Annotated in this window: 15 protein-coding genes and 1 pseudogene; 9 read left to right on the top strand and 7 right to left on the bottom strand. The window is 70.3% G+C overall.

The features are described 5' to 3' along the window. The first annotated feature begins 118 nt into the window (after window positions 1–118). The 5 genes and pseudogenes from galT to A5696_RS10085 all read left to right on the top strand — a co-directional run bounded on the left by galT (window position 119) and on the right by A5696_RS10085 (window position 3,779). Complete coding sequence (gene galT, locus A5696_RS10105) at window positions 119–1,201, top strand: galactose-1-phosphate uridylyltransferase (RefSeq protein WP_369803319.1); 1,083 nt, start codon at window positions 119–121, stop codon at window positions 1,199–1,201. Next, complete coding sequence (locus A5696_RS10100) at window positions 1,198–2,289, top strand: galactokinase (protein WP_067877252.1); 1,092 nt, start codon at window positions 1,198–1,200, stop codon at window positions 2,287–2,289. The genes galT and A5696_RS10100 overlap by 4 nt, the downstream gene beginning before the upstream one ends. Then, window positions 2,286–3,041: a Mut7-C RNAse domain-containing protein gene (locus tag A5696_RS10095; RefSeq protein ID WP_067877249.1), complete on the top strand. Its 756-nt coding sequence runs from the start codon at window positions 2,286–2,288 to the stop codon at window positions 3,039–3,041. The genes A5696_RS10100 and A5696_RS10095 overlap by 4 nt, the downstream gene beginning before the upstream one ends. 47 nt (window positions 3,042–3,088) lie before the next feature. Beyond that, complete coding sequence (locus A5696_RS28300; RefSeq protein WP_067877246.1) at window positions 3,089–3,376, top strand: hypothetical protein; 288 nt, start codon at window positions 3,089–3,091, stop codon at window positions 3,374–3,376. Further along, window positions 3,361–3,779, top strand: a pseudogene (locus tag A5696_RS10085) (ANTAR domain-containing protein). The gene A5696_RS28300 and the pseudogene A5696_RS10085 overlap by 16 nt, the downstream one beginning before the upstream one ends. Here the strand turns inward: A5696_RS10085 and A5696_RS10080 are convergent. After that, window positions 3,776–4,261, bottom strand: a complete 486-nt coding sequence (locus tag A5696_RS10080) for a hypothetical protein (protein WP_067877243.1) — start codon at window positions 4,259–4,261, stop codon at window positions 3,776–3,778. The pseudogene A5696_RS10085 and the gene A5696_RS10080 sit on opposite strands and share 4 nt — an antisense overlap. A 100-nt stretch (window positions 4,262–4,361) precedes the next feature. Continuing rightward, on the bottom strand, window positions 4,362–5,039 hold the full coding sequence (locus A5696_RS10075; RefSeq protein ID WP_067877240.1) for an LpqN/LpqT family lipoprotein: 678 nt from the start codon (window positions 5,037–5,039) through the stop codon (window positions 4,362–4,364). A gap of 382 nt (window positions 5,040–5,421) precedes the next feature. On the opposite strand from A5696_RS10075, the gene A5696_RS10070 reads away from it, so the two are divergent. After that, on the top strand, window positions 5,422–8,067 hold the full coding sequence (locus A5696_RS10070; RefSeq protein ID WP_067877236.1) for a GH92 family glycosyl hydrolase: 2,646 nt from the start codon (window positions 5,422–5,424) through the stop codon (window positions 8,065–8,067). Window positions 8,068–8,073: 6 nt separating this feature from the next. On the opposite strand, the gene A5696_RS10065 is transcribed toward A5696_RS10070, so the two are convergent. Next, window positions 8,074–10,461, bottom strand: coding sequence for a lysylphosphatidylglycerol synthase transmembrane domain-containing protein (locus A5696_RS10065; protein ID WP_067877233.1), 2,388 nt, complete (start codon window positions 10,459–10,461; stop codon window positions 8,074–8,076). A gap of 119 nt (window positions 10,462–10,580) precedes the next feature. Between A5696_RS10065 and A5696_RS10060 the strand changes: the two genes are divergently transcribed. Together A5696_RS10060 and A5696_RS10055 are read left to right on the top strand one after the other, a co-directional pair. Beyond that, window positions 10,581–11,522, top strand: coding sequence for a class I SAM-dependent methyltransferase (locus A5696_RS10060; RefSeq protein WP_067877230.1), 942 nt, complete (start codon window positions 10,581–10,583; stop codon window positions 11,520–11,522). A 2-nt stretch (window positions 11,523–11,524) separates the two neighbouring features. Beyond that, entirely contained in the window at window positions 11,525–12,472 is a 948-nt protein-coding gene (locus tag A5696_RS10055) for a class I SAM-dependent methyltransferase (protein ID WP_067877227.1), read from the top strand. A 48-nt stretch (window positions 12,473–12,520) separates the two neighbouring features. Here A5696_RS10055 and A5696_RS10050 read toward each other — a convergent pair whose 3' ends face one another. From A5696_RS10050 to recC, 4 genes are read right to left on the bottom strand one after another with little or no spacing between them, the layout of a single operon-like run. Beyond that, on the bottom strand, window positions 12,521–13,216 hold the full coding sequence (locus A5696_RS10050; protein ID WP_067877224.1) for a TVP38/TMEM64 family protein: 696 nt from the start codon (window positions 13,214–13,216) through the stop codon (window positions 12,521–12,523). A 35-nt stretch (window positions 13,217–13,251) separates the two neighbouring features. Beyond that, window positions 13,252–15,027, bottom strand: a complete 1,776-nt coding sequence (gene recD / locus A5696_RS10045) for an exodeoxyribonuclease V subunit alpha (protein ID WP_067877222.1) — start codon at window positions 15,025–15,027, stop codon at window positions 13,252–13,254. Further along, window positions 15,024–18,308 (bottom strand): exodeoxyribonuclease V subunit beta, encoded by a 3,285-nt coding sequence (recB, locus tag A5696_RS10040; protein ID WP_067877219.1) that lies wholly within the window; start codon window positions 18,306–18,308, stop codon window positions 15,024–15,026. Before recB ends, recD begins: the two co-directional genes overlap by 4 nt. Next, a complete protein-coding gene (gene recC / locus A5696_RS10035) occupies window positions 18,308–21,592 on the bottom strand; it encodes an exodeoxyribonuclease V subunit gamma (protein ID WP_067877217.1) in 3,285 nt (1,094 codons plus the stop codon). The genes recB and recC overlap by 1 nt, the downstream gene beginning before the upstream one ends. Window positions 21,593–21,702: 110 nt before the next feature. On the opposite strand from recC, the gene A5696_RS10030 reads away from it, so the two are divergent. Further along, window positions 21,703–22,218: a nitroreductase family protein gene (locus tag A5696_RS10030; RefSeq protein WP_067877214.1), complete on the top strand. Its 516-nt coding sequence runs from the start codon at window positions 21,703–21,705 to the stop codon at window positions 22,216–22,218. Window position 22,219: the final 1 nt, after the last annotated feature.

Below are 22,219 nucleotides of genomic sequence, written 5' to 3'. Positions count from 1 at the left end.
CGACCCGATCCACCAGTTTCGGGCTTTCTCGTAGAGAACGGTGATCTCCCATCTCGTCTGCGGGACACCCCATGGTTACCCGAACCGCGCCGCGCCGGCCAAGCTAGTGTTCGACCTCGTGACAGCGCCGACGCGGGCAAAGCTGGCCGACGGCCGCGACCTCCTGTTCTTCGCGCTGCCGGGCCACCGCCCGGCGCCCGTTGCCGACCGCAGGCCGCTGCCGGCTCGTGACCCCGACCAGTCGCAGCTGCGGTTCGACCGGTCGACGGGGCAGTGGGTGATCATCGCGGCGCTGCGCCAGGACCGCACGTACAAGCCGCCGGCCGACCAGTGCCCGCTGTGCCCGGGGCCGACCGGCCTCACCAGCGAGGTGCCGGCCCCCGACTACGACGTCGTCGTCTTCGAGAACCGGTTCCCCAGCCTATCGGGCGGCGGCGGGCCGGCGCCCGCGCCGGCCGAGGCCGGCTTCGTGTCGGCCCCGGGAAACGGCCGGTGCGAGGTGATCTGCTTTTCCAGCGACCACACCGGGTCATTCGCGCAGTTGCCGCCGGCGCACGCCCGGCTGGTCATCGATGCGTGGCGGCACCGCACCGCCGAACTGATGGCCGAGCCCGGCATCGAGCAGGTGTTCTGCTTCGAAAACCGCGGCGAGGAGATCGGGGTGACCCTGACCCACCCACATGGCCAGATCTACGGCTATCCCTTCCTGCCGCCGCGCACCGCGGCCATGCTCTCGCAGGCCCGCGAACATCGAATTCGTAACGGCGGCAATCTCTTTGCGGATCTGCTGGCGCACGAGGTCGCCGACGGCGGTCGCATCGTCACCCGCACCGCGCGGTTCACCGCGTTCGTGCCGTTCGCCGCGCGCTGGCCGGTCGAGGTGCACATCTACCCGAACCGGTTCGTGCGCAACCTGGTTGGGCTCGACGACCGCGAGCTGGCCGGGTTGGCGCAGATCTATCTCGACGTGCTGGGGCGATTCGACCGGATGTATTCGGCCCCGTTGCCGTATATTTCGGCGCTGCACCAGTTCGCCGACAACGAAGACCAGGCCGACGGCTACTTCCATATCGAGTTGATGTCCATCCGGCGCAGCGCGACCAAGCTCAAGTACCTGGCGGCCTCCGAGTCGGCGATGGACGCGTTCATCAGCGACGTCACGCCGGAAGCGGTGGCGGCGCGGTTGCGGGAACTCCGATGACGGTGCGGTACGCCGCCCCCGGGCGGGTCAACCTGATCGGCGAGCACACCGACTACAACCTCGGGTTCGCGCTGCCGATCGCGCTGCCGCAGCGCACCGTGGTGACCTTCACCCCCGACGGCGGTGACACCATCACCGTGGGCAGCCAGCGCGCCGACGGCGCGGTGCGGTTTCCGCTGGGCACCGCTCCCGGCCAGGTGGCCGACTGGGCCGCCTACGTGGCCGGGGTGGTGTGGGCGATGCGTCAGGCGGGCCACCCGGTGCCCGGCGGCGCGATGTCGATCACCAGCGACCTGGAGATGGGGTCCGGGCTGTCGTCCTCGGCGGCGCTCGAGTGCGCGGTGCTCGGGGCGATCGCATCCGCGGCCGGCATCCAGATCGACCGCGTCGAGCAGGCCCGGCTGGCCCAGCGCGCCGAGAACGAGTATGTCGGCGCGCCAACGGGTTTGCTCGACCAGCTGGCGTCGCTGTTCGGCGAGCCGTCGAAGGCGCTGCTGATCGACTTTCGCGATCTCACCGTCGCGCCGGTGGCCTTCGATCCCGACGCGCGCGGTGTCGTGCTGCTGCTGATCGACTCGCGGTCTCGTCACCGCCACGCCGGCGGCGAGTACGCGGCCCGGCGCGCGTCGTGCGAGCGCGCCGCCGCGAACTTGCGGGCGGCGTCGTTGCGTGAGGTCTGGGACCGCGGGCGGGCCGAGTTGGACGCGATCCACAACCCGATCGATGCTCGCCGCGCGCGCCACGTTCTCAACGAGAACGGCAGGGTGCTGGACTTCGTTGCGGCGGTGGGTGATTCGGACTTCGTTGAGGCCGGCCGCATCTTCACCGCCTCACACGTCTCCATGCGCGACGACTTCGGCATCACCACCGAGCATATCGATCTGATCGCCGACACCGCGGTGCGCGCGGGAGCCTTCGGGGCCCGGATGACCGGCGGCGGATTCGGCGGCTGCGTCATCGCGCTGGTGCCGGAAACCCGGGCGGACGCCGTCGCGCAGACCCTGCGACGGACGCTGCCCAGCGCGGGCCATCCGCGGCCGGTCATCACCCGCACCCGCGCGGCCGCGGGGGCGGGTCCCGCCGGGTGACCGAGCCCGCCGGCTACGTCGAGGTCCGCGCCTACGCCGAGCTGAACGACTTCCTGCCGGCCGGATCGCGGGGGACGACGGTGCGTCGTCCGTTCCGAAGCCATCAGACCGTCAAGGACGTGCTGGAGGCGATGGGCATCCCGCACACCGAGATCGACCTGATCCTGGTGAACGGGTCGTCGCAGGGGTTCGGCTACCGCCCGAGGGCCGGTGACCGGATCGTCGCCTACCCCGTGTTCGAGGCCCTGGACGTCGCGTCGACCACCAGGCTGCGCCCGGTGCCGCTGCGCGATCCGCGGTTCGTTGTCGACGTGAACCTCGGCCGGCTGGCCTGGCTGCTCCGGCTGTTCGGTTTCGACGTGTGGTGGTCGAGCGGCGCCGACGACACGACGCTGGCCGAGGTCAGCCGGGGCGAGCAGCGCATCCTGCTGACCCGCGACCGGGGCCTGCTGAAGCGTCGCGCCATCATCCACGGCCTGTTCATCCACTCCCAGGATCCCGAGGAGCAGGCGGTCGAGGTGATCAGGCGACTGGATCTGGAGCAACGGCTGGCGCCGTTCACCCGGTGCCTGCGATGCAACGCACCGTTGGCGGCGGTGCCCAAGGCCGAGGTGATCGACCAGCTCGAGCCGCTGACCCGGCAGATCTACGACGAGTTCAGCCGCTGCACGGGATGTGGGCGGATCTATTGGGCCGGATCGCACCACGCCAGGCTGGTCGCTCTGGTCGACAGGCTTCGGCGGCAACTCTGATTTCCGGCGTTAGCCGTAACGCCGGAAATAGCTGTAACGTAACGGTTATGGCCCTGAGCACCTGCTCGATGTGCGGCGCCGGATTCTCCGCCCGGTCCGACGCGGTCTACTGCTCCTCGGCATGCCGGCAGAAGGCCCATCGCGTCCGGACGGCCCGCCGGCTGGCGACGGCCCGGTCCGGCCCGGCCGACTCGCTGCGGTCCTCCGTCGCCGGAACGATCCAGCGCGCACGGGAGCAGGTCGATCGATCCCGCGAACTGTGTCGCATCTCCGAACGTCACCTGCGGGAGAGCGAAGCCATCGTGCGGAAGCGCGCGGCGTGGCCTGGGAATTAGACGGCCAAGCGGCGGCCGTCGAGCAGGCGCTGGCCGGCGGTACGCCGCAGCGTACGGGTTGGTTCCGCTTCTATTTCGAGGACCAGCGCTGGGAATGGTCCGAGCAGGTGCAACGCATGCACGGCTACCAGCCCGGGACGGTGACACGAAAGTCGCCGCAATCTCCGAGCGCCGCGGGGTGATCGACCAGGCCAAGGGCATGTTGATGCTGGTCTACGGCATCGACGAGGACGCCGCTTTCGATGTGCTCAAAATCCTCTCGCAGGTGCGCAATCTGAAGCTGTCGCCGCTCGCCCAGCAGGTCACCACGGACTTCGCCGCGTTGGGCAAGGAGGCCATCGCCTCGCGTTCGCGGTTCGACCAGAGCCTGCTCACCGTGCACCTGTGCTTCTCGGCGCGTTAGCCTGCCGGCGTCAAATGCACGGCCGCCAGGTGCATCCGGTCGACGGCCTCGGCGAACTGCTCACGGGTCGGTATGTGGGGCTCGCGGAATTTCAATCCGATCATGCGCTGTGCGCGCTGCAGCCCATACGACTCGGCGCAGCGGTGGTACAGGTCGGAGACGATTTCGCGGTCGCGGATGAGCTCGCCGCGCATGGCCGTGGTCTTGCCGTCGTAGACGACCTGCGCGGGCGCGCCGTTGCGAAAGTTCTGCTTCCACGGGGCGCCGGTCAGCGCGTAGAGGTCGTGGTCGATCACGTGCGCGCTCAACGGGATTGTGTACTGCCGCCCCGTCTTTCGGCCGGTGAAGCTCAACACCATCAGCTGCCTGCGTGCCGGCCCCGCAAGCGGGGTGCGTAACAGGAAACCCAGGATTGGGTTGACGAGGCGCAGCAGCGCCGACGGTGGGTGGCCGACTTCTATCGCATGCGACTGCTCTGCCATGCCAATACCGTAAGGCCGGCGGGGCGCCGCGGCGCAGGGATTCGCGGCGGCGGCGCGCCGCGGGGCGAGTTCGCCTCCGCGGCGCGATCCGCCTCGGTGGTCAGGGGGTGATGGTCGTCTGGTCGTCGATGATGTTGGTGGCGTCCATCAACGGACCCTGGTCGCTCTGCAGCGAGTCGGCATTGAGCTGGAGCACGTACACCGCACCCTGGCTGGGAATCACCACCGTCTTCTGCGCGACGGCGCGCGTCTTGCCGTCCCTCTGGTACGTGCCGCCCAGCTGCCACGCCTGGAATCCGCCGAGCGTGGAGGCTTGGCCGTTGCCGGTGCCCTGGTAGCCGGGCAGACCGAGCAGCTCGTTGGGCGCGTACTGGATGATCTTCGCCGGGTCCACGTCGCCGGTGAGTTTCGAGAAGAGCGCCGAGATGGTCGGCGGATCGGCAGGATTCGCCGGCTGTGACAACACGATGCCGCCGTAGGACGTGCCGGCATTCTGGTTGATCTGCCAGCCGGCGGGCACCGGCAGGTCGACGTTCGGGCCGGGATCGCCGTGGTGAATCGGGGTTTCGGTGATGTGGTTGTCACGGACATAGTCGGCGATTGTCGGACCGCCCTGCGCGTTGGGTGTCGCGGAGCTTGCCGATGTCTTGGAACTCGAAGTCGAGGTGGATGTCGATGTCGATGTCGATGTCGACGGGGATGACTTGTTGCTAGAGCCGCACGCCACGAGCGCCACACTCAGCGCCACGGTAATGGTTGCTGCGGTCAACTGTTTCATCGATCAATCTCCCGAAGATTGGGCCGGTACCAGCGCCAGCCACGCGGAATGAGACTAGCCGACATCTGGGCGAAAGTTGCCAGTGGTTTTCGCGGATTTGCTATCCGCGCCTGAAGGCGACGGTCCTCCGGTCGTCGACGACCTTCACGGCGTCTTCCAGCGGCTCGGAGCCGCAACCCGCCGGCGCCACGCCGAGGGCGCCGGTAATCGCCGCTGCGGTCGAGTGTTTCAGCGCTGAACCCTCCCCGAAGATCGGGCCGCTACCAGGGTCGGCCACACCGGAACGAGACCTAGCGAAGTCCGCGCCTACGTTGCCGGTCGAGCTCGGGAAATACCCGCCGAAACGCCACGCGAACGCGCGGTCATGCAGTAAGAGACTGCTATGCGGTCACGTGGCCTTTGGAGGGCCCTCCTCGCGGTGTTCGCGGCGGCCGCCGTTCTGCTGACCTTCATCGCGGCGGCCCCACCGATCGCCTACGACGGTGAGCCGCAGTTGGTCGCCAGTCCCGTCGACCACGTCGACACCCTCATCGGCACCGGGACGGGCGGCGAGACGGTGGGGGAGATCAACAACTTCCCCGGTGCCGCCGTGCCGTTCGGGATGGTGCAGTACTCGCCCGACACCGTCGGCAACTACGCCGGCTACAACTACGACAACCCGCGCGCGACCGGGTTCAGCATGACCCACGCATCGGTGGGCTGCGCGGCCTTCGGCGACATCTCGATGCTGCCCACCACCACTCCGATCGGCGCCCAGCCGTGGAACGCCTGGGAGCGGATCGCGCACGACGACACCGAGCAGGGCGCCCCGGGCTTCTACACCGTCCGGTTCCCGCGCACCGGCGTGACCGCGGAACTCACCGCGACCACCCGCACCGGCGTCGGCCGGTTCCGTTACCCGCACAACGGTCGGCCCGCCCTGTTGCACGTGCGGTCCGGCGCGTCGCTGGCCGGCAATTCCCGCGCGGCCATCCAGATCGGCGAGGACAACACCACGATCACCGGATGGGCCACCAGCGGCGGATTTTGCGGCAAACCCAACACCTACACGGTGTATTTCGCGATGAAGTTCAGCCAGCCGTTCAGCTCCTACGGCTCCTGGGACGGCTATTCGGTGTACCCGGGCGCACGCGGGGCGGCGTCGCCCTACAGCGGGGGATACGTGGAATTCCCGGCCGGCTCGGTGCTGGAGGTGAGGACCGCGATCTCCTACGTCGGCATCGACGGGGCGCGCGCGAACCTGGAGGCCGAGGGCTCGGCGAGCTTCGACGCGGTGCGCGCCGCGGCGGGATCGGAGTGGAATGCCACGCTGTCGTCTATAGCGGTGGCGGGCAGGAACGCCGGCAACGTGGACACCTTCTATACCGCTCTGTACCACTCGCTGCTGCACCCCAATACCTTCAACGACGCCGACGGGCGCTACATCGGATTCGACGGCGTCATCCACACGGTGGCAAAGGGACGCACCCAGTACGCGAATTTCTCCGACTGGGACACCTACCGGAGTCTGGCCCCCCTGCAGGGACTGCTCTTTCCGCAGCGGGCGGCCGACATGGCGCAATCACTCGTCAACGACGCCGAGCAGAGCGGGTCGCTGCCCCGCTGGGCGCTGGCGAATTCGGCAACCGCCGAGATGAGTGGCGACAACGTGGTCCCCCTCATCGTGAACCTCTACACCTACGGGGGCAGGGACTTTGACGTCCAGACGGCGCTGCGCTACATGGTCGACGCGGCGACCAAGGGTGGCGCGGGGCGCGGCGGCTACGTGGAGCGGCCGGGGATTGCGACTTACTTGGCAATGGGTTACGCCCCGCACACATTGGAATTTCGCGCCGACGGCAAGATCGTCGACGCGTCGATCACGCTCGAATGGTCGGTCGACGACTTCGCCATCTCCCGCTTCGCCGACTCGCTCGGCGACACCGCGACCGCCGCGAAATTCCAGAGCAGGGCCCAGTACTGGCAGAACCTGTTCAATCCCACCACCGATTTCGTCTCGCCCCGCGGAGCGATGGGCTTCTTCCGCGAGGGTCCCGGATTCTTTTTATCCCCTTCGCTTTTCGGCCAGGACGGGTACGACGAAGGCAACGCCGAGCAATACGTGTGGTGGGTGCCGCACAACGTCGCCGGCCTGGTGACCGCGCTGGGCGGCCGCTCGAACGTCGCCGACCGGCTCGACCGGTTCACCGAAAGGCTCAACGTCGGCCCCGACGACCCGTACCTCTGGGCCGGCAACGAGCCCGGTTTCGGGGTGCCGTGGCTGTACAACTACATCGGCCGGCCGTGGAAGACTCAGCTCACGGTCGACCGGGTCCGGGGGCTGTTCGGCCCCAAGCCCGACGGCGAGCCGGGCAACGACGACCTCGGGGCGATGTCGAGTTGGTACGTGTGGGCCGCGCTGGGGCTGTACCCCAGCACCCCGGGAACGCCGATCCTCACCGTGGGTGCGCCGTTATTCGACCGGATCGTGATCGCCCTTCCCGCAGGCAAATTCATTCGGATCTCGGCCCCGGGGGCATCGGGACCACACCACCTGAGATACATCAGCGGGCTGAGCGTCGACGGGCGGCCCACCGATCACACCTGGCTGCCGGAGCCGATCACCCACACCGGCGGCGAGGTCGCCTTCTCCCTCGCCGCCTACCCCAACAAGGTGTGGGGCACCGCCGAGTCCTCCGCGCCGCCGTCGTTCGGCGCCGGGAGCTCGGCGGTGACCGTCAATGCGCCGCAACCCATCCTGAGGATCCAGCCGGGCCACACCGGCACCGTGAAGGTCGACGTGCAACGGATGGTGGACGATGCCGGCGGCTACGCCATCACCGGCACGTCCTCCGATCCCGGGATTACGGTGGCGCCGGCGTCGGGACGGTTCGGCGCCGACGGATCGGCCGCGGCTGACGTCCGGATCACGGCGGCGCCGTCGGTGCCCGAGGAGTACTACGCGGTGTTCTTGACCACCACCGCTGGCGAAACCGCCCGGAAATCAATCGCTTTCGTCATCGTGACGGCCGAACCCGACCAGCCCTGATCGAGCTCAGATCATCTCTTTCTCGGTCAACCACCGCATCACCGGCCAGCCGGCGAAGACGGGCAGCCAGCAGGTGAGCCCGCGATACAGCAGCACCGACGGCACGCTGGTGGCCGCGGGTACGCCGAACGCGGCCAGACCACCGATCAGGGCAGCCTCGACGGCGCCCACACCGCCGGGTGTCGGGGCCGCCGACGCCAGCGTTCCCCCGACCATCGTGACCACCGTGCACGTGACGAAAGTCGCGCCGCCGCCGAAGGCTTCGACGCTGCACCACAGCGCCAGCGCGTTTCCGAGCGTGGTTCCGGCACAACCGAGCACGATCAGCCCGAGTCGTTTCGGTTCCCGCGCAACCTCGACGAGGTCGGCGGTCACCTCCTTCAACTTCGGACGCAGGTCCGTCGCCAGCCAGCGCCGCAGCCTGGGCACGAACAGGAAGGTGCCGACGCCGCCCAGCGCCACCCCGGCGATCAGGTACAGCACCGTGGCGCTGGGAACGTAGTGCGAGAGGTCCATCGACGCGCCGGCGACGGTGGTGAACAAGATCAGCAACACGAGGTGCATGATCACCTGCACCACCTGCTGCAGCGCCACCGCAGTGGTGGCCCGCACCGGGGACAGCCCTCCCCCCTTCTGCAGGTAGCGCGTGCTGAGCGCGAGCCCGCCGACCCCGGCCGGCGTGGTGGTTGCCGCGAAGGTGTTGGCCACCTGCGCTATTGACAGCTTCCAGAAGTCGACCGATTCGTCGGCGCTCGCCCACAGCGCCACGGCCGCGCCCACGTACGTCATCGCCGATATCACCAGACCCAGCAGCGCCCACCACCAGTTCGCCCTGCTGACTTGGGAAACGAACGTCGGCACGGTGCTGATGAACGGGTAAGCGACGTAGACCAGCGCGACGAGCAGCACCAGCTGAATGACCTGGCGTCGGGTGAACCGGGTGATCGTCTCGGTCTTGATCTGATCCGCACCGGTCTGCCGTTTCACCTCCGCGCGGGCGCCGGAGATGACGGCGCCGGCGTCGGGAACGGACCGCCGGATGTACTTCGGCACCGCCGATTTGGTGAGCCGGCGGGAAGCGCTCAGCACGGTGTCTGCACCGAATTCGCCGATCGCGGCGGCCACCGCGGACTTCGCGTCGTACAGCGCCGACGTCGTCACGAGCAGCTGGGCGATGTCGGATTGGAGTTGGGTCTCCGTCGCCCCGTACTCGGCACTGCCGAACCCACCGAACAGCACCGCGCCGCCGTCGACCGTGATCTCCCGGGCGCGCAGGTCACCGTGGGATATCTGGTGTTCGTTGAGCGTTCGCAGCGATTTCCACGCGTGGTCAACGGGAGTCGTCTTCACGCATTCGTCGAGTGGAATCCCGCGAATTGGCCTGTGCGCGTACATCATCCAGCCCCGGTCGAGGCTGGCGACCGCGATCGTCACCGTGTTGGCGAGGCCCAGCTCGCCCACGGCGATGGCCAGCAGTGCGCGATGCTCGACGGCGCGGCGCATCGAGGCCACCAGCGGCGCGGTCTCCCTGGCCCGCAGCCGAAGCTTTCGCCAGAGCTGAACCAGCGCGCCGCCGCTGCGCTGATGCGGGCCGTACATTTCGATCAGGGCCGAATCGGGGTCCGCGTCGGAGTTTTCACATGTGGCCGACAGGACCAGCGGCCCGGGTCCGGCGGGCCGCACCACTTGCAGCCGGGAGACCATGCATCCGCGCTTCTCCAGGGCGCGCACCGCGCCTTCCAGCGGCACCTCGAGGGCGGGAGTTCCCACCACCAGCACCACCAGCGAGCCGACCAACCACCCGACCGCCAAGCCCAGCAGGGAACGCGCCGGGACGATCGCGCTGACGAACAGGTGGATCGGCACGAAGGCCAGCAGCAGCGCCCACCACCAGTGCCGCCAGCGGGCGGGCAGCCAGGGACCCGACACGGTCAGGACCGCCGCGAGCATCGCGATCCACCGCGGGTCGTCCAGGATCTGAGCCAGCACCGTTTGCGGCCGATCGGTCAGGTCGAAATGCCAGCGCGGCGCCGAGATGCCGTTGCCGCCGATCGACAGCGACAGGACCGCGATGAGTCCGGCGGCCGCGTAGGCGCCGAGCAGTTTCCATTGCCGCGCGGCGACCAAACCGATGAGGATGGCGAACGGCAGCGCCAGGATCGCGATGCCGTACACGAGGTACACCAGATCCGACTGGGTGGGCGTCAGCACCCCGACGATCTCCGAGATCGAACGCTCCAGCGCCACCCACTGCGGCCGGGTGATCAGCGAGCCGGCGATCACGATCGCGAAGAAGACGACCGATGCGGCGAGCCGCAGGATGTCGTTGGTCCGCCGGGTCAGGGGCTGCAGCAAGTTGCCCGAAACGCTGATCTCGCGCCCGTCAACCCGCATGTCGAGACCTTAACCGGATACTTCCGGGCCAGCGCGCATGAACTCGGCGGACAGCTTGTTCACATTTGGCGCGCGTACGGTCGGGTAGGTAGTCGTGCTAGCGAATTGGAGGACATGAGGTGGCCAGAACCGACAACGACACCTGGGAGATCACGGAGAGCGTGGGCGCCACGGCACTGGGCGTCGCGGCGGCCCGCGCCGCGGAAACCGAGAGCGACAACCCGCTGATCAGCGACCCGTTCGCCCGGGTCTTCCTCGACGCCGCCGGGGACGGCATGTGGAACTGGTTCGCGGCCCCCGACCTACCCGCCGAGATCGCCGAGGCCGAACCCGACCTGAAGCCGCGGATGCAGGGCATGGTCGACTACATGGCCGCCCGGACGTCGTTTTTCGATCGGTTCTTTCTCGACGCGACGCGCGCGGGCGTGCCCCAGGTGGTGATCCTCGCGGCGGGCCTGGACTCGCGGGCGTGGCGGCTGCCCTGGCCCGACGGCACGACGGTGTACGAACTCGACCAGCCCCGGGTGCTGGAGTTCAAGTCCTCGACGCTGCGGGAAAACGGCGCGTTGCCGACCTGCAACCTGGTGCCGGTGCCCGTCGACCTGCGCCACGACTGGCCGGCGGCGTTGCGGCAGGCCGGTTTTGACGCCTCGCTGCCGAGCGCCTGGTCGGCCGAGGGGCTGCTGCCGTTCCTGCCGGCGGCGGCCCAGGAGTTGCTGTTCGAGCGCGTCGACGCGCTGGGGGTCGCGGGCAGCCGGATCGCGGTGGAAGCCCCTGGGCCCGACTTCCTCGACGAGGCCGCCATCGAAAAGCGGCGCGCGGACATGCAGCGGGTGCGCGACCTGATCGCCAAGCTCCAGCCCGAACGGGACATCCCCGACGTCCACGACCTGTGGTACTTCGAGGAGCGCGAGGACGTCGGCGACTGGTTGCGGCGGCACGGTTGGGACGTCACGGTGACCCCGGCCGAGGAGTTGATGGCGAGCTACGACCGCAGGCCTCCAGCGGGCGTCGAAGACGCCGCGCCCAAGACGCTCTTCGTGGCGGCCGAGAAGGAGTGAGCGTGGCGCGCACCGACAACGACACCTGGGAGATCACCGAAAGCGTGGGGGCGACGGCGCTGGGCGTCGCCTCGGCGCGCGCCGCCGAGACCCGCAGCGAGAACCCGCTGATCTCCGATCCGTTCGCCCAGGTCTTCCTCGACGCGGTCGGCGACGGGGTGTGGAGCTGGCACTCCGTCCCCCAGCTGCCTCCCGAGCTCATCGATGCCGAGCCTACGGTGCCGCTGCAGATGCAGGCGATGGTCGGCTACATGGCCTCGCGGACGGCGTTTTTCGACCAGTTCTTCCTCGACGCGACCAAGGCGGGCATCCGCCAGGCGGTGATCCTGGCGGCGGGCCTGGACGCGCGGGCGTGGCGGCTGCCCTGGCCCGACGGCACCACGGTCTACGAACTCGACCAGCCCCTGGTGCTGGAGTTCAAGCTGGCGACGCTGACCGAGCACGACGCCCAGCCCGCGTGCGACCGGGCCGCCGTCGCGGTGGATCTGCGCCAGGACTGGCCGAAGGCGTTGCGGCGGGCGGGATTTGACCCGTCGGCGCCCAGCGTCTGGTCGGCGGAGGGGCTGATGCCCTACCTGCCCGCCGCGGCCCAGGAGCTGCTGTTCGAACGCATCCAGGAGCTCACCGCCGCGGGCAGTAGGGTCGCCGTCGAGGCCCTGGGACCGAAGTTCCTCGACCCCGAGCTACGCGCCCGGCGGCGCGAGCGGATGGAGCGGATCCGCGCGCTGATGGCCAAGATAGACCCCGGCCGCGAGATTCCCCGCACCGACGAGCTGTGGTACTTCGAGGAGCGCGAGGACGTCGGCGACTGGTTCCGCCGCCACGGGTGGGACGTGACGGTGACGCCATCCGACGAGCTGATGGCCGGCTACGGCCGCAAGGCCGCCAAAGAGGTCGAGGACCAGGTGCCGGGGAACCTCTTCGTCGCGGCGCAGCGGACGGGGAGCTAGCCGGCGAGGCGACACACTGTGCCGACGCCGGCGCCGGCCGGCTGAACGTCAGCGCGTGCCGCGGGCCTGCTCGCGCCATTTCCGCAACCCGCGCCGCGCCGCGAACGCCCCGACGATGGCGCTCACGCACCACACCGCAATCGCCGCATACGCCAGCGGCGAGGACAGGTGCCTGATGGAGGCGCCCAGCGCGGTGTAGGCGAACGCCCGCGGCGCCGAACCGATCAGGGAGCCAAAGGCCATCTGCCACAACGGGACCCCGAACGCCCCGAACGCATACGAGGCCAGCGCATCGGAGATCCCGGGGACGAACCGTTGACCCACGACGGCCCACAGCCCGCGCCGTTCGATCAGCCCGTCGATGCGGTCGGCGCGTTGGGTCCCCAGCAGGGCCCGCGCGCTGTCCCGGCCCGCCCGGCGGCCGATGCGGCTGGCAACCATGGCGGTGCCGACCGTCGCGCCCAGCGTCACGCAGAGGCCCAAGAGCGGTCCGAAGAGCATTCCGCTGCCGGCGGCCAGGATCGAGCCGGGCACGAACAGCGTGCCCAGGACGGCCGACACCGCGACGTAGGTCAGGGGCGCCGCCGGCCCGGTCGCGGAGACCGCGCGCCGTATCGCGTCGATGTCGATGACCCGCGCCACGGCCACCAGGTAGAACATCGCGGCCAGGAAGGCGGCGAACACCGCGAGGCGCGCGATGTGTCGCCGCCGGGATACGGGCGCGGGCCCCTCTTCGTCTGCCATGGTGACCGCGATTCTAGGGCCGCCGAGCGTGGGGCCTACGTATGTGATCGGCCTCGATTTCGTACCTGGGCCCCACGCTCGGCGGCATCAGACATCTGCAACCGCTGCCGCAGGCCGCTCGCGCGCAGCGCCCGCCGCCCGATCGCGGCGCGCACCGACGCCTCGGATCCGACGACCCGCACCTTGGCCTTGGCGCGGGTCACCGCGGTGTAGAACAGCTCCCGGGTCAGCAGCCGCGAATCCTCCGGTGGCATGAGGACGGTCACCTCGGCGGCCTGGCTGCCCTGGCTCTTGTGGATGGTCATCGCGTGCATGGTCTCGACGTCGGACAGACGGCTCGTCGAAAAGTCCAGCGGCCCTGCGGCACTGGCGATGACGGCGCGCAGCCCCTCGGGGCCGGCGACCGTCACGCCGGTGTCGCCGTTGTACACCCGCAGCCCGTAGTCGTTGGCCGTCACCAGCAGCGGCCGCCCCGGGTACCACTCCGACCACGATGGCTGGCCGGTTTCTTCGGAGAGCCAGATCTCCGCCTGCCGGTTCCAGTGCCGCACCCCGAACGGCCCCTTGCGGTGCGCGCACAGCAGCCGGTGCTCGTCCAACGCCGCCACGGCCTCGTCGACCGCCCCCAACAGCGCCGCCTGCCGAAGCCGAAGCGCGTGCGGCATCAGGACCGAGCGCAGCCGATCGGTCGGGTCCTCCGCCTCGACGAACTCGATGTGTTCATCGCCGGACCGCAGCAGCCTCAAGGCGGCCTCGGTGTCGCCGACCCGAATCGCCTCGGCCAGGGCACCGATCGACTTCCCGAAGCGGTGCGATGTGTGCAACGCCGCCACCCGCACGTCCGCGCGCGCCGACAGGCCGTCCACCAGGTCGGCCAGCACGGCGCCGGCTTCCACCGACGCCAACTGGTCGGCGTCGCCGACCAGAACCAGCCGGGTGCCGGGGCGTACCGCTTCGAGCAGCCGCGCCATCATCGTCAACGACACCATCGACGTCTCGTCGACCACGATCACGTCGTGCGGCAACCGATTTGCGCGATCGTGCCGAAACCGCGAGGACGAGCCCGGCCTGCGGCCCAGCAGCCGGTGCAGCGTCATCGCCTCCAGCCCGTCCAGCCGCGCGCGGTCGGCCGCGTCGAGCCGGGCCACCTCCAGCTGCACGGCCTCGGCCAGCCGGGCCGCCGCCTTGCCCGTCGGCGCCGCCAACGCGATCCGCGGCCGGGCCGATCCGGCGAGCTCCGCCTGCTCGGCCACCAGCGCGAGCAGGCGCGCGACCGTTGTCGTCTTGCCGGTGCCGGGACCGCCCGTGAGCACCGTAACACCCTGTGAGAGAGCGATTTCCGCGGCCTTGCGCTGCTCCTGGTAGTCCGGCGGGAAAAGCCGCCCCGGGACGGGCGCCGTGGTCGCCGGCCTCGCCGCCAGCAGGGCGAGCAGGTCGTCGCACACCTGCTTTTCCTCGCGCCAATACCTGTCCAGGTAGAGCAACCGCTCGTCGTAGAGGCGCAGCACCGGCGGGTCGCGCAGCAGCACGCTCGCCCGCACGGCGGTCTGCCACCGCACCGGCTCGGGCCACGGCAGCGCATCCGGGCCGACAGCCTCCGCGATCGTCGCCAGGTCGACGCACACCGAACCGCCCCGCAGCGCGCGCACCAGCAGTGCCACCGCCAGTGCCACCCGCTCGTCGGGCTCCCGCCCCAACTCGCAAACCCGTTCGGCCACATGCACATCCGCGAGGTCCAGCACGCCCGCCTCGTTGAACGCCAGCAGCACGCCGGCGGCTCCCACGGCGACCTCGACCTCGGAGACCGTCATGCCACTCGCCCTCCCTCGTCGAGCAGATCCGAGATCGCCACCACCAACGGCGCCGGCGGCCGCCAGCTGAACACCCCGCACGGCCGGCCGTCGATCACCGGCGTGCCGGAACCGCACATGCCGCGCACGAACAGATAGAGCACCCCGCCGAGATGCCGCGCCGGGTCATACTCGGGCAGCCGCCACCGCAGGAACCGGTGCAGCACAACGGTGTACAACATGGCCTGCAGCGGATAATCCGAATGCAGCATGGCCTCGGTCAACCGGTCGCGGCAGTAATCGGCCGCCGTGTCGCCGAGATAATTGGTCTTGTAGTCCACCACGAGGAAGCGCCGGTCGGGCAAGCGCAGCACCGCGTCGATCGACCCGGCCAGATATCCGCGCAGCGGCTGGCCGCCCATTCCGGGCGATGTCAGCCGCTCGGCGTATGCGGCCAGCGGGTCACCCGAAGGCAGCTGCGCCCGCAGCAACCGGCCCACGTCGGACAGCGACACGTCCGGGGCGGCCCCGCGCACGTCGCCGCCGGCCAGCGGGATCTCGAAGTCCAGTTCCCGCAGGCGATCCCGCAGGCCGATCCGGCGCAGCGTCATGCCGGGCGCGAGCGGTCCCAACGGCGTGTCGAACATCGGGACCAGCGCGACGGCCAGCTCGGGCGCGGTGACGCCGACCGGCCACCACGCCAGGGCGCGCCGCACCTGCTCTTCGAGCTCGGCGGCCAGGTCGGCGGCGCCCGGGTCGGCGGTCTCGAGCACCGCGTGCACCAACGAGCCGAACGCCGCGCCCGCCGGCAGCGCCGCCATCGGCGAGACGACCGTCGCGTCGGGGCTGGGTGTCGTGACTGCGGTGTCCACCTCGTCGTCGCGCGTGCCGACCTCCGGCTCGCTTTCCACCCCGGCCGCCTCGCCGCCCGTTTCCATGCCGCGGACCAGCGCCGAGTACGAGGTCCGCCGCCACCGGGTGTCGATCGCCCGATGAAAGTGCCGCACGCCGAAATCGGCCGATTCGCTAATTGTTTCGACCGCGGCGGGGGCGACGACGGCCGATTCCTCCACCGCGGGCCCGCCGGCGTCCTCCCATCCCTTGAACACCGCCCAGGCGTCCTCGTCGGTGAGGGTGGCCGCGTCGCACCTGTCGGGCACCCCGGCCTCGTCCGCGCCGCGGCCGCGCAACAGCCGCGACAGGCCGCCGTTGCGCTCGTCCCACGACGGCGCCCACCAGGCGACCACCTGCGACTCGGCGCGGGTCAGCGCCACATACGTGACCCGAATGTTGTTGCGGGCCTCTTCGGTTCGGTGCAATTCGTCGGCGCGGCGACGGTCGCGGTCGTTCTTGGCGCCGAGGTAGAAGCAGCGCCGTTCGTCCTCGTCGTGATAGAGCAGGATGTCGTCTTTGCGGATGTTGCGGTTGAACGCGAACGGCAGGTACACGATGGGGAACTGCAGGCCCTTGGCCACATAGACCGTCATGATCTGCACGGCGGCGGCATCGCTGTCCAGGCGGCGGTTGTGTTCGGTGGCGCCGTTGCGGCGGTCGCATTGACGGCGCAGCCAATCGCGCAACGACGGCAGGCCGTAGTGCTCGCGATGGGCGGTGTCGTGCAGCAGTTGCGCGATGTGCGCCAGGTCGGTCATGTGCCGCTCGCCGCCGTACTGCGAGAGCACCCGACGACCCATGCCGCCCAGCTGCGCGGCCTCGAACACCGCCGCGATGCCGCGCTGCCGCGCGTAGTTCGCCCACTCCCGCAGCGTGTCCGCGACCCGGTCGGTGAGCACATCCCCTTCGGCGGCAAGGGTTTCGGCGGTGGCGCCGAAGAACATGGTGCAGGCTGCGGCGCGGACCAGCCCGCTGCGGTGCGGTGCGTCGAACGCTTCCAGCAGGCACAGCCAGTCTTTGGCGGCCTGGGATTCGAACACGTCCGTGTCACCGGTGTAGATCGCCGCGATGCCGGCCGCCGCCAACGCGTCACGGCATGCCCGCGCTTCCTCGTGCCGTTCGACGATCACCGCGATGTCACCGGCGCCGACCGCGGAGCCGTCATGGGTGGCACCGCTCGCCAGCAGCGCCCCGATATCGGCGGCCAGGTCGGCGGGGATGTGGCGCCGCAGCACCCCGATCGGGATGGTGTCGGTGCCGGCGAAGCCGAGCCCGGCCCGCTTTACCACGCGCAGCCGAAACGGCGCATTGTGCGGCGCACCGGCCAGTCGATGTCCGTCGTGGTGGGCCTTGATGTCGCGTACGACGATCTCGGGATGGCCCAGCGCCGCGCCCCGCAGGACCGTCTGCAGCCGCGAGACCAACGCGCTGTCGCTGCGCCAGTTGACGCTCAGCGTGTACCGGGCATCGGCGCTGCGGGCCGCCTCCAGGTAGGTGAAGATGTCGCCGCCGCGGAAACCGTAGATGGCCTGTTTCGGATCGCCGATCAGAACCAGCGTCGAGTGGCCGCTGAACGCGCAGTTGAGCACTCGCCACTGGATGGGGTCCGTGTCCTGGAACTCGTCCACCATCACGATCCGCCAGCGACCCCGCATTCGCTCGCGGGCCGGGGAGCCTTCCTGCTCAAGGGCTTTGGCGAGCCGGGTGAGGAGGTCGTTGAAGCCGAGGATGCGTAGCCGGCGCTTGCGGTGCTCGAGTTCCTCGCGGACCGCCGCGGCGAAGCGCAACCGCACCCCGGCCTCGCTGTCCGGGTCGGGGTCCAGCGGCCGCCAGTCGGCGCAGGGGTCGTTGACGACGGCGCGGGACAGTTCGAGTGCCTGCCGGTAGCTCAACACCGGGTCGCCTTCTTCTCGCCCGAACCGGGCGAGGTAGCGGTCGTCGACGATCTCGGTGACCAGGTCGTCGAGGTCTTCCTCCAGCCTGACGTCGGAGCCGGTGTCGCCTGCCACGCCCAGCGACCGCAGCACCGACCCGCAGAACTCGTGCGTCGTGGCGATGGTGGCCGCGTCGAAATTCGCCAGCGCATCCCGCAGCCTGGCCCGTCGGCAACGGCGTTCCTCGGCGCTGCCGCGCAGCAAGTGCTCGACCAACTCGGAGCCGGCCGGGGCGCGGCCCTCCAGCGCCGCCACCGCGGCGACGATCTGACCGCGGACGCGCTCGCGCAACTCCCGACTTGCGTTGCGGTTGAACGTGATCAGCAGCATCTCGCCGAGCGTCACGCCGGTCTCGGCGAGAAACCGGGTGACCAGACCGGCCAGCGCGAACGTCTTACCGGTGCCGGCGCTGGCTTCCAGCACGGTGGTCGAGCCGTGTCGGGGCAGCGGGCCCAGGAGGTCGAAGCGATCCATCAGCCCAGGTGTCCCTCGGCCGCCAGCACCGGCGACCACAGCCGTGCGGCCAGCGCGCCCAACCGGGTGTCCTCCCCGGGCATTTCCTCGCCCGGTCGGGGTGGCCGCAACAGCACGGACAGCGGTGCGCGTTCCCCCCAGACCCGCACGTGCGCACGGTCGGCGTCGTCACCGGGACTGAACTTGCTGCCCGCCCACCTGGCCTGCGCGGCCGCGCGCGGGTCCTCGCCGTTCCGGCGGGCCTCGGCCCAGGCATACGAGGTTTTCAGCGGCAGCGGCAGCGGCTCGCGGCGGCCCGCGTCGTACAGCGCCACCAAGCCCTGCAACACCGTGAGCGGATCCGGCGGCGGCGCGAAAACCCGTTGTGCGATTCGGTTTTGGCTCTGGCCGCGGCCGATGCACAGCGCCGTCCAGGGGTGGCCGGGCATTCCGGCGGCCAGCGCGACCAAGCAGATCCACGATGCCAGCACATGCTTGGGCGCCAGCTTCGAGTAGCTCACCGACACCGTCCGCTCGGCGAACACCGGGGTGACCGTGCCGGTGAGCCGCCGACCGGCGCCGAGGTCGATCGCCAGGTCGTGCGCTTCGCCGTCGACGGTGCGGTGCCGCAGCGCGGTCAGCGCGAGTTCGCGTGCGCGGTCGCGGATGTCCTTCGCCTTGCGCACGCCGAGCCGCCCGGGCGGCAGCGTCCCGCGGCGCCACTCGGCGTTGGCGGCGGTGTCCGGGTGCATGCCGCCGAGCATGTCGTGCAGCATCCGGTCGCCGACGGCCCAGGCCTCCAGGGCGTCGATCTCCACCGGCATCGCGTCGCTGATCTCGTCGACGTCCCACGGCAGTGTGCAATCCAGCGCGCGGAAGAAGCCCTTGACCGGGTCTTTGAAGAAGTCGAGCAGATCGGCGAGGGCCACGTCCGTCTTGGGCGGCGGCGGCAGCAGGTCGGTGATGAAAGGCGCTGGGGGGCAACGCTTCCCGGTTGCGGCCCGGGCGGCGGCCAGCGCGGTCGGGTCGAAGGTGAACGGCTTGCCGGGCACCACGAAGCCCGGGGTGACGTTGCGGCGGTCGAACGGCTGCAACGGGTGCTCGGTGACCACGTGGGAGCGCACCGGGCCCGGCGTCGTCTGGTCCAGCGCATCGAGCAACTCGTCGAGCGGCACCGCGGGCGGGCGCGGGTAGCCGGCGTACGGGTCGGCGCCGGTGTAGGTGATCACCAGCGTCTCGGTGGCCGCGCACACCGCGTCGAGCAGCAATTGCCGGTCCTCCGAACGGACGTCGCGGTCCCCGGTCATCGGGTGGCGCGCCAGCGCGTCGTCACCGTCTGCGACCAGCAGGCGCGGGAACACGCCGTCGTCCAGGCCGACCAGGCACACCACCCGGTGCGGCACCGAGCGCATGGGCACCATCGTGCACACCGTGAGCGTCCCCGTGCGGAAATTCGCGCGGGTGGGCCGCCCCGCCAGGTGGGCGGAAAGCAGCGCCCGCACGTCGGGCAGCCGCAGCGGCGTGGAGCTGTGCGCGTCGGCCTGCTCGACGACCTTGGCGAACTCCCGCTGCAGCTGCGCCTCCTGCCAGGCGTCGTCGGAGTGGGTCAATCCCGCGACGCCCTCCGCCAACGTCGACAGCCATTCGGTCAAAGGCTTTGCACCGCCGAGATTTTGGACGACGCCGTGCAGCCGGGCCACGTATTCGGCCAGCCGCCCGGCCAGTTGCACCTTGTCGCTGCCGACGTCGTCGAGCGGCAGCGCGGTGTCCAGCCAGGCCTGCGAGTCGTCGGACATCGCCACGCCGGTGAGGATGCGGTCCAGGCCGAAGCGCCAGGTGTTGTGGACGATGTGGTCCAGCCCGTACGGCGCGCGATCCTCCTTGTCGAAGCCCCATCGGATGTTGGCCTCCCGGACCCAGTCGGTGATCGCCTCCAGGTCGTCGTCGCTGAACCGGAAGCGGGACCGGATCGGGGCGGCCTGCGCGAGGTTGAGCACCTGGCTGGCGGTGGCGCGGGTTCCGGCCAGCGAAAGCAATTCGGCCGCCACCGCGAGCAGCGGGTTGGTCTGCGTGAGCGCCCGGTCGGCCAGGCGAACCCGCAGCTGGTGCGCCGGATGGCTGTCGCCCGCGGTCTCGCCGAGCCCGAACCCGGCGACGATCAACGAGGCGTAGGTCTCGATGTCGGGGCACATCACCACGATGTCGCGCGGCTCCAGCGTCGGGTCGTCCTGCAGCAGGCCGAGCAGAACCTCGCGCAGCACGTCGATCTGGCGGGCCGGCCCGTGACAGCTGTGCACCTGCACCGAGCGGTCGCCGGGCGCGAGCGCGCGTCCTTCGGGCCGCACCGCGTTGGCGGCGATGTCCGATTGCAGCCAGCCCAGCAGCGTGCCGGGAGTGCTTGCGCGCGTGAGGTATTCGTCGCTGGCGGGGTGGGCGGGCAGCATGCGTTGCAGCTCGCGCAGGTCGCGGCCGAGGGTTTCCAGCAACGGATGACGGGCGGCGTGGCGGCTGCCGTCCTCGTCGCGGGGGACCGCGCCGTGCAGATTGGCGAGCGCCTGCCACAGGTCGTCGCTGGGGTGCGGCAGCCACAGGTGCAGATCGTGGTGGGTGGCCAGCGCGTCGAGCAGTTCCACCTCGGTCCGGGCCAGCCGGGTGTGCCCGAACAGCGACAGCCGCGACGGCAGCTCGGTCGGGCCCTCGCGCAGCCGGGTCACGGTCTTCTCGTGCCGGACATGCGGTGGATCGGCGTCGACGCGTTCGACCAGCGCGCGCCACAGCTGCGGCTGCCAGTCCAGGTCGGCGTCGAGGCCGCCCTCCCGGCCGTCCAGCCAGTCGGCCAGCAGGTGCGGGCGCTGCCGGGCGTAGGAGGCGAACAGCCCGGCCAGCCGGCGGGCCACCGAGTAGCGCCGCCCGCGGCGCAACTCGGCTTCCAGATCGCCCAGGCCGTGACCCAAATGCGTTGCCAGCGTTGCACACCACGGCTCGTCGAGGCTGCAGTCGATGACCTCCAGCAGCGGCCACGTCATCGCCTCCGGCGACCAGGGATCCTCGTCGGCCGTGCCGGTGATTTCGGCGATCAACGAGGCCGGGCTGCGGAACGCCACCCCCGCACACACCCCGTCGCCGGCGCCGGGCCGGCGGCCCAGGACGTGTGAGAGCCGCTGGCTGAGCCAGCGTTCCACGCCGCGCGCCGGGACCAGCACCAGCTCCTCGGCGAACGGGTCGGCGAGCGGGTTGGCCAACAGCGCGCCGAGACCGGCGGCGAGTAGGTCGGTGCGTTCGGCACGGTGGAGATGGAGGGCCATTGCGCTGCCACCATAGAACGCCGCACCGACAGGCGGGGATGATTCCGCGCCGACATGCCGTTCGGTGGTGGTGGCAGCATGGGCAGAAAACAAAGGAACGGGGCGAACATATGGAAGCGTGGGACGCGATCTGTGCGCGGCGCAATGTGCGGCAATACCAGCCGGAGCCGGTGCCCGAGGCCGACCTCGACCGCATCGCCGAGGCCGGCTGGCGGGCGCCGTCGGCGAAAAACCGGCAGCCGTGGGACTTTGTGATCGTCACCGACCGGGCCCAGCTTCAAGAGCTGTCGACGGTCTGGCGAGGCGCCGGCCACATCGCCGCGGCCGCGGCCGCGATCGCGATCGTGGTGCCGGTGCCGCCGGATGAGCGCCGGCTCGTCACCGACAACTACGACGTCGGCCAGGCCACGATGGCGATGATGATCGCCGCGACCGACTTGGGCATCGGGACGGGCCATTCCTCGGTGGGGGACCAGGAGAAGGCGCGCGCCATCCTGGGTGTGCCCGACGGCCACCAGGTCGCTTTCCTGCTGGGGATCGGCTATCCCGCCGACCGTCCGCTCGCCCCGATCCGCAAGCCGGATCGGCGGCCGTTTTCCGAGGTCGTGCATCACGGAGGGTGGTGAC

It is taken from the genome of Mycobacterium sp. E2699 (assembly GCF_001666745.1).
Taxonomy (GTDB): domain Bacteria; phylum Actinomycetota; class Actinomycetes; order Mycobacteriales; family Mycobacteriaceae; genus Mycobacterium.
The sequence above is the reverse complement of the archived record's forward strand: the minus strand, read 5'-3'. Positions and strand labels throughout refer to the sequence as shown.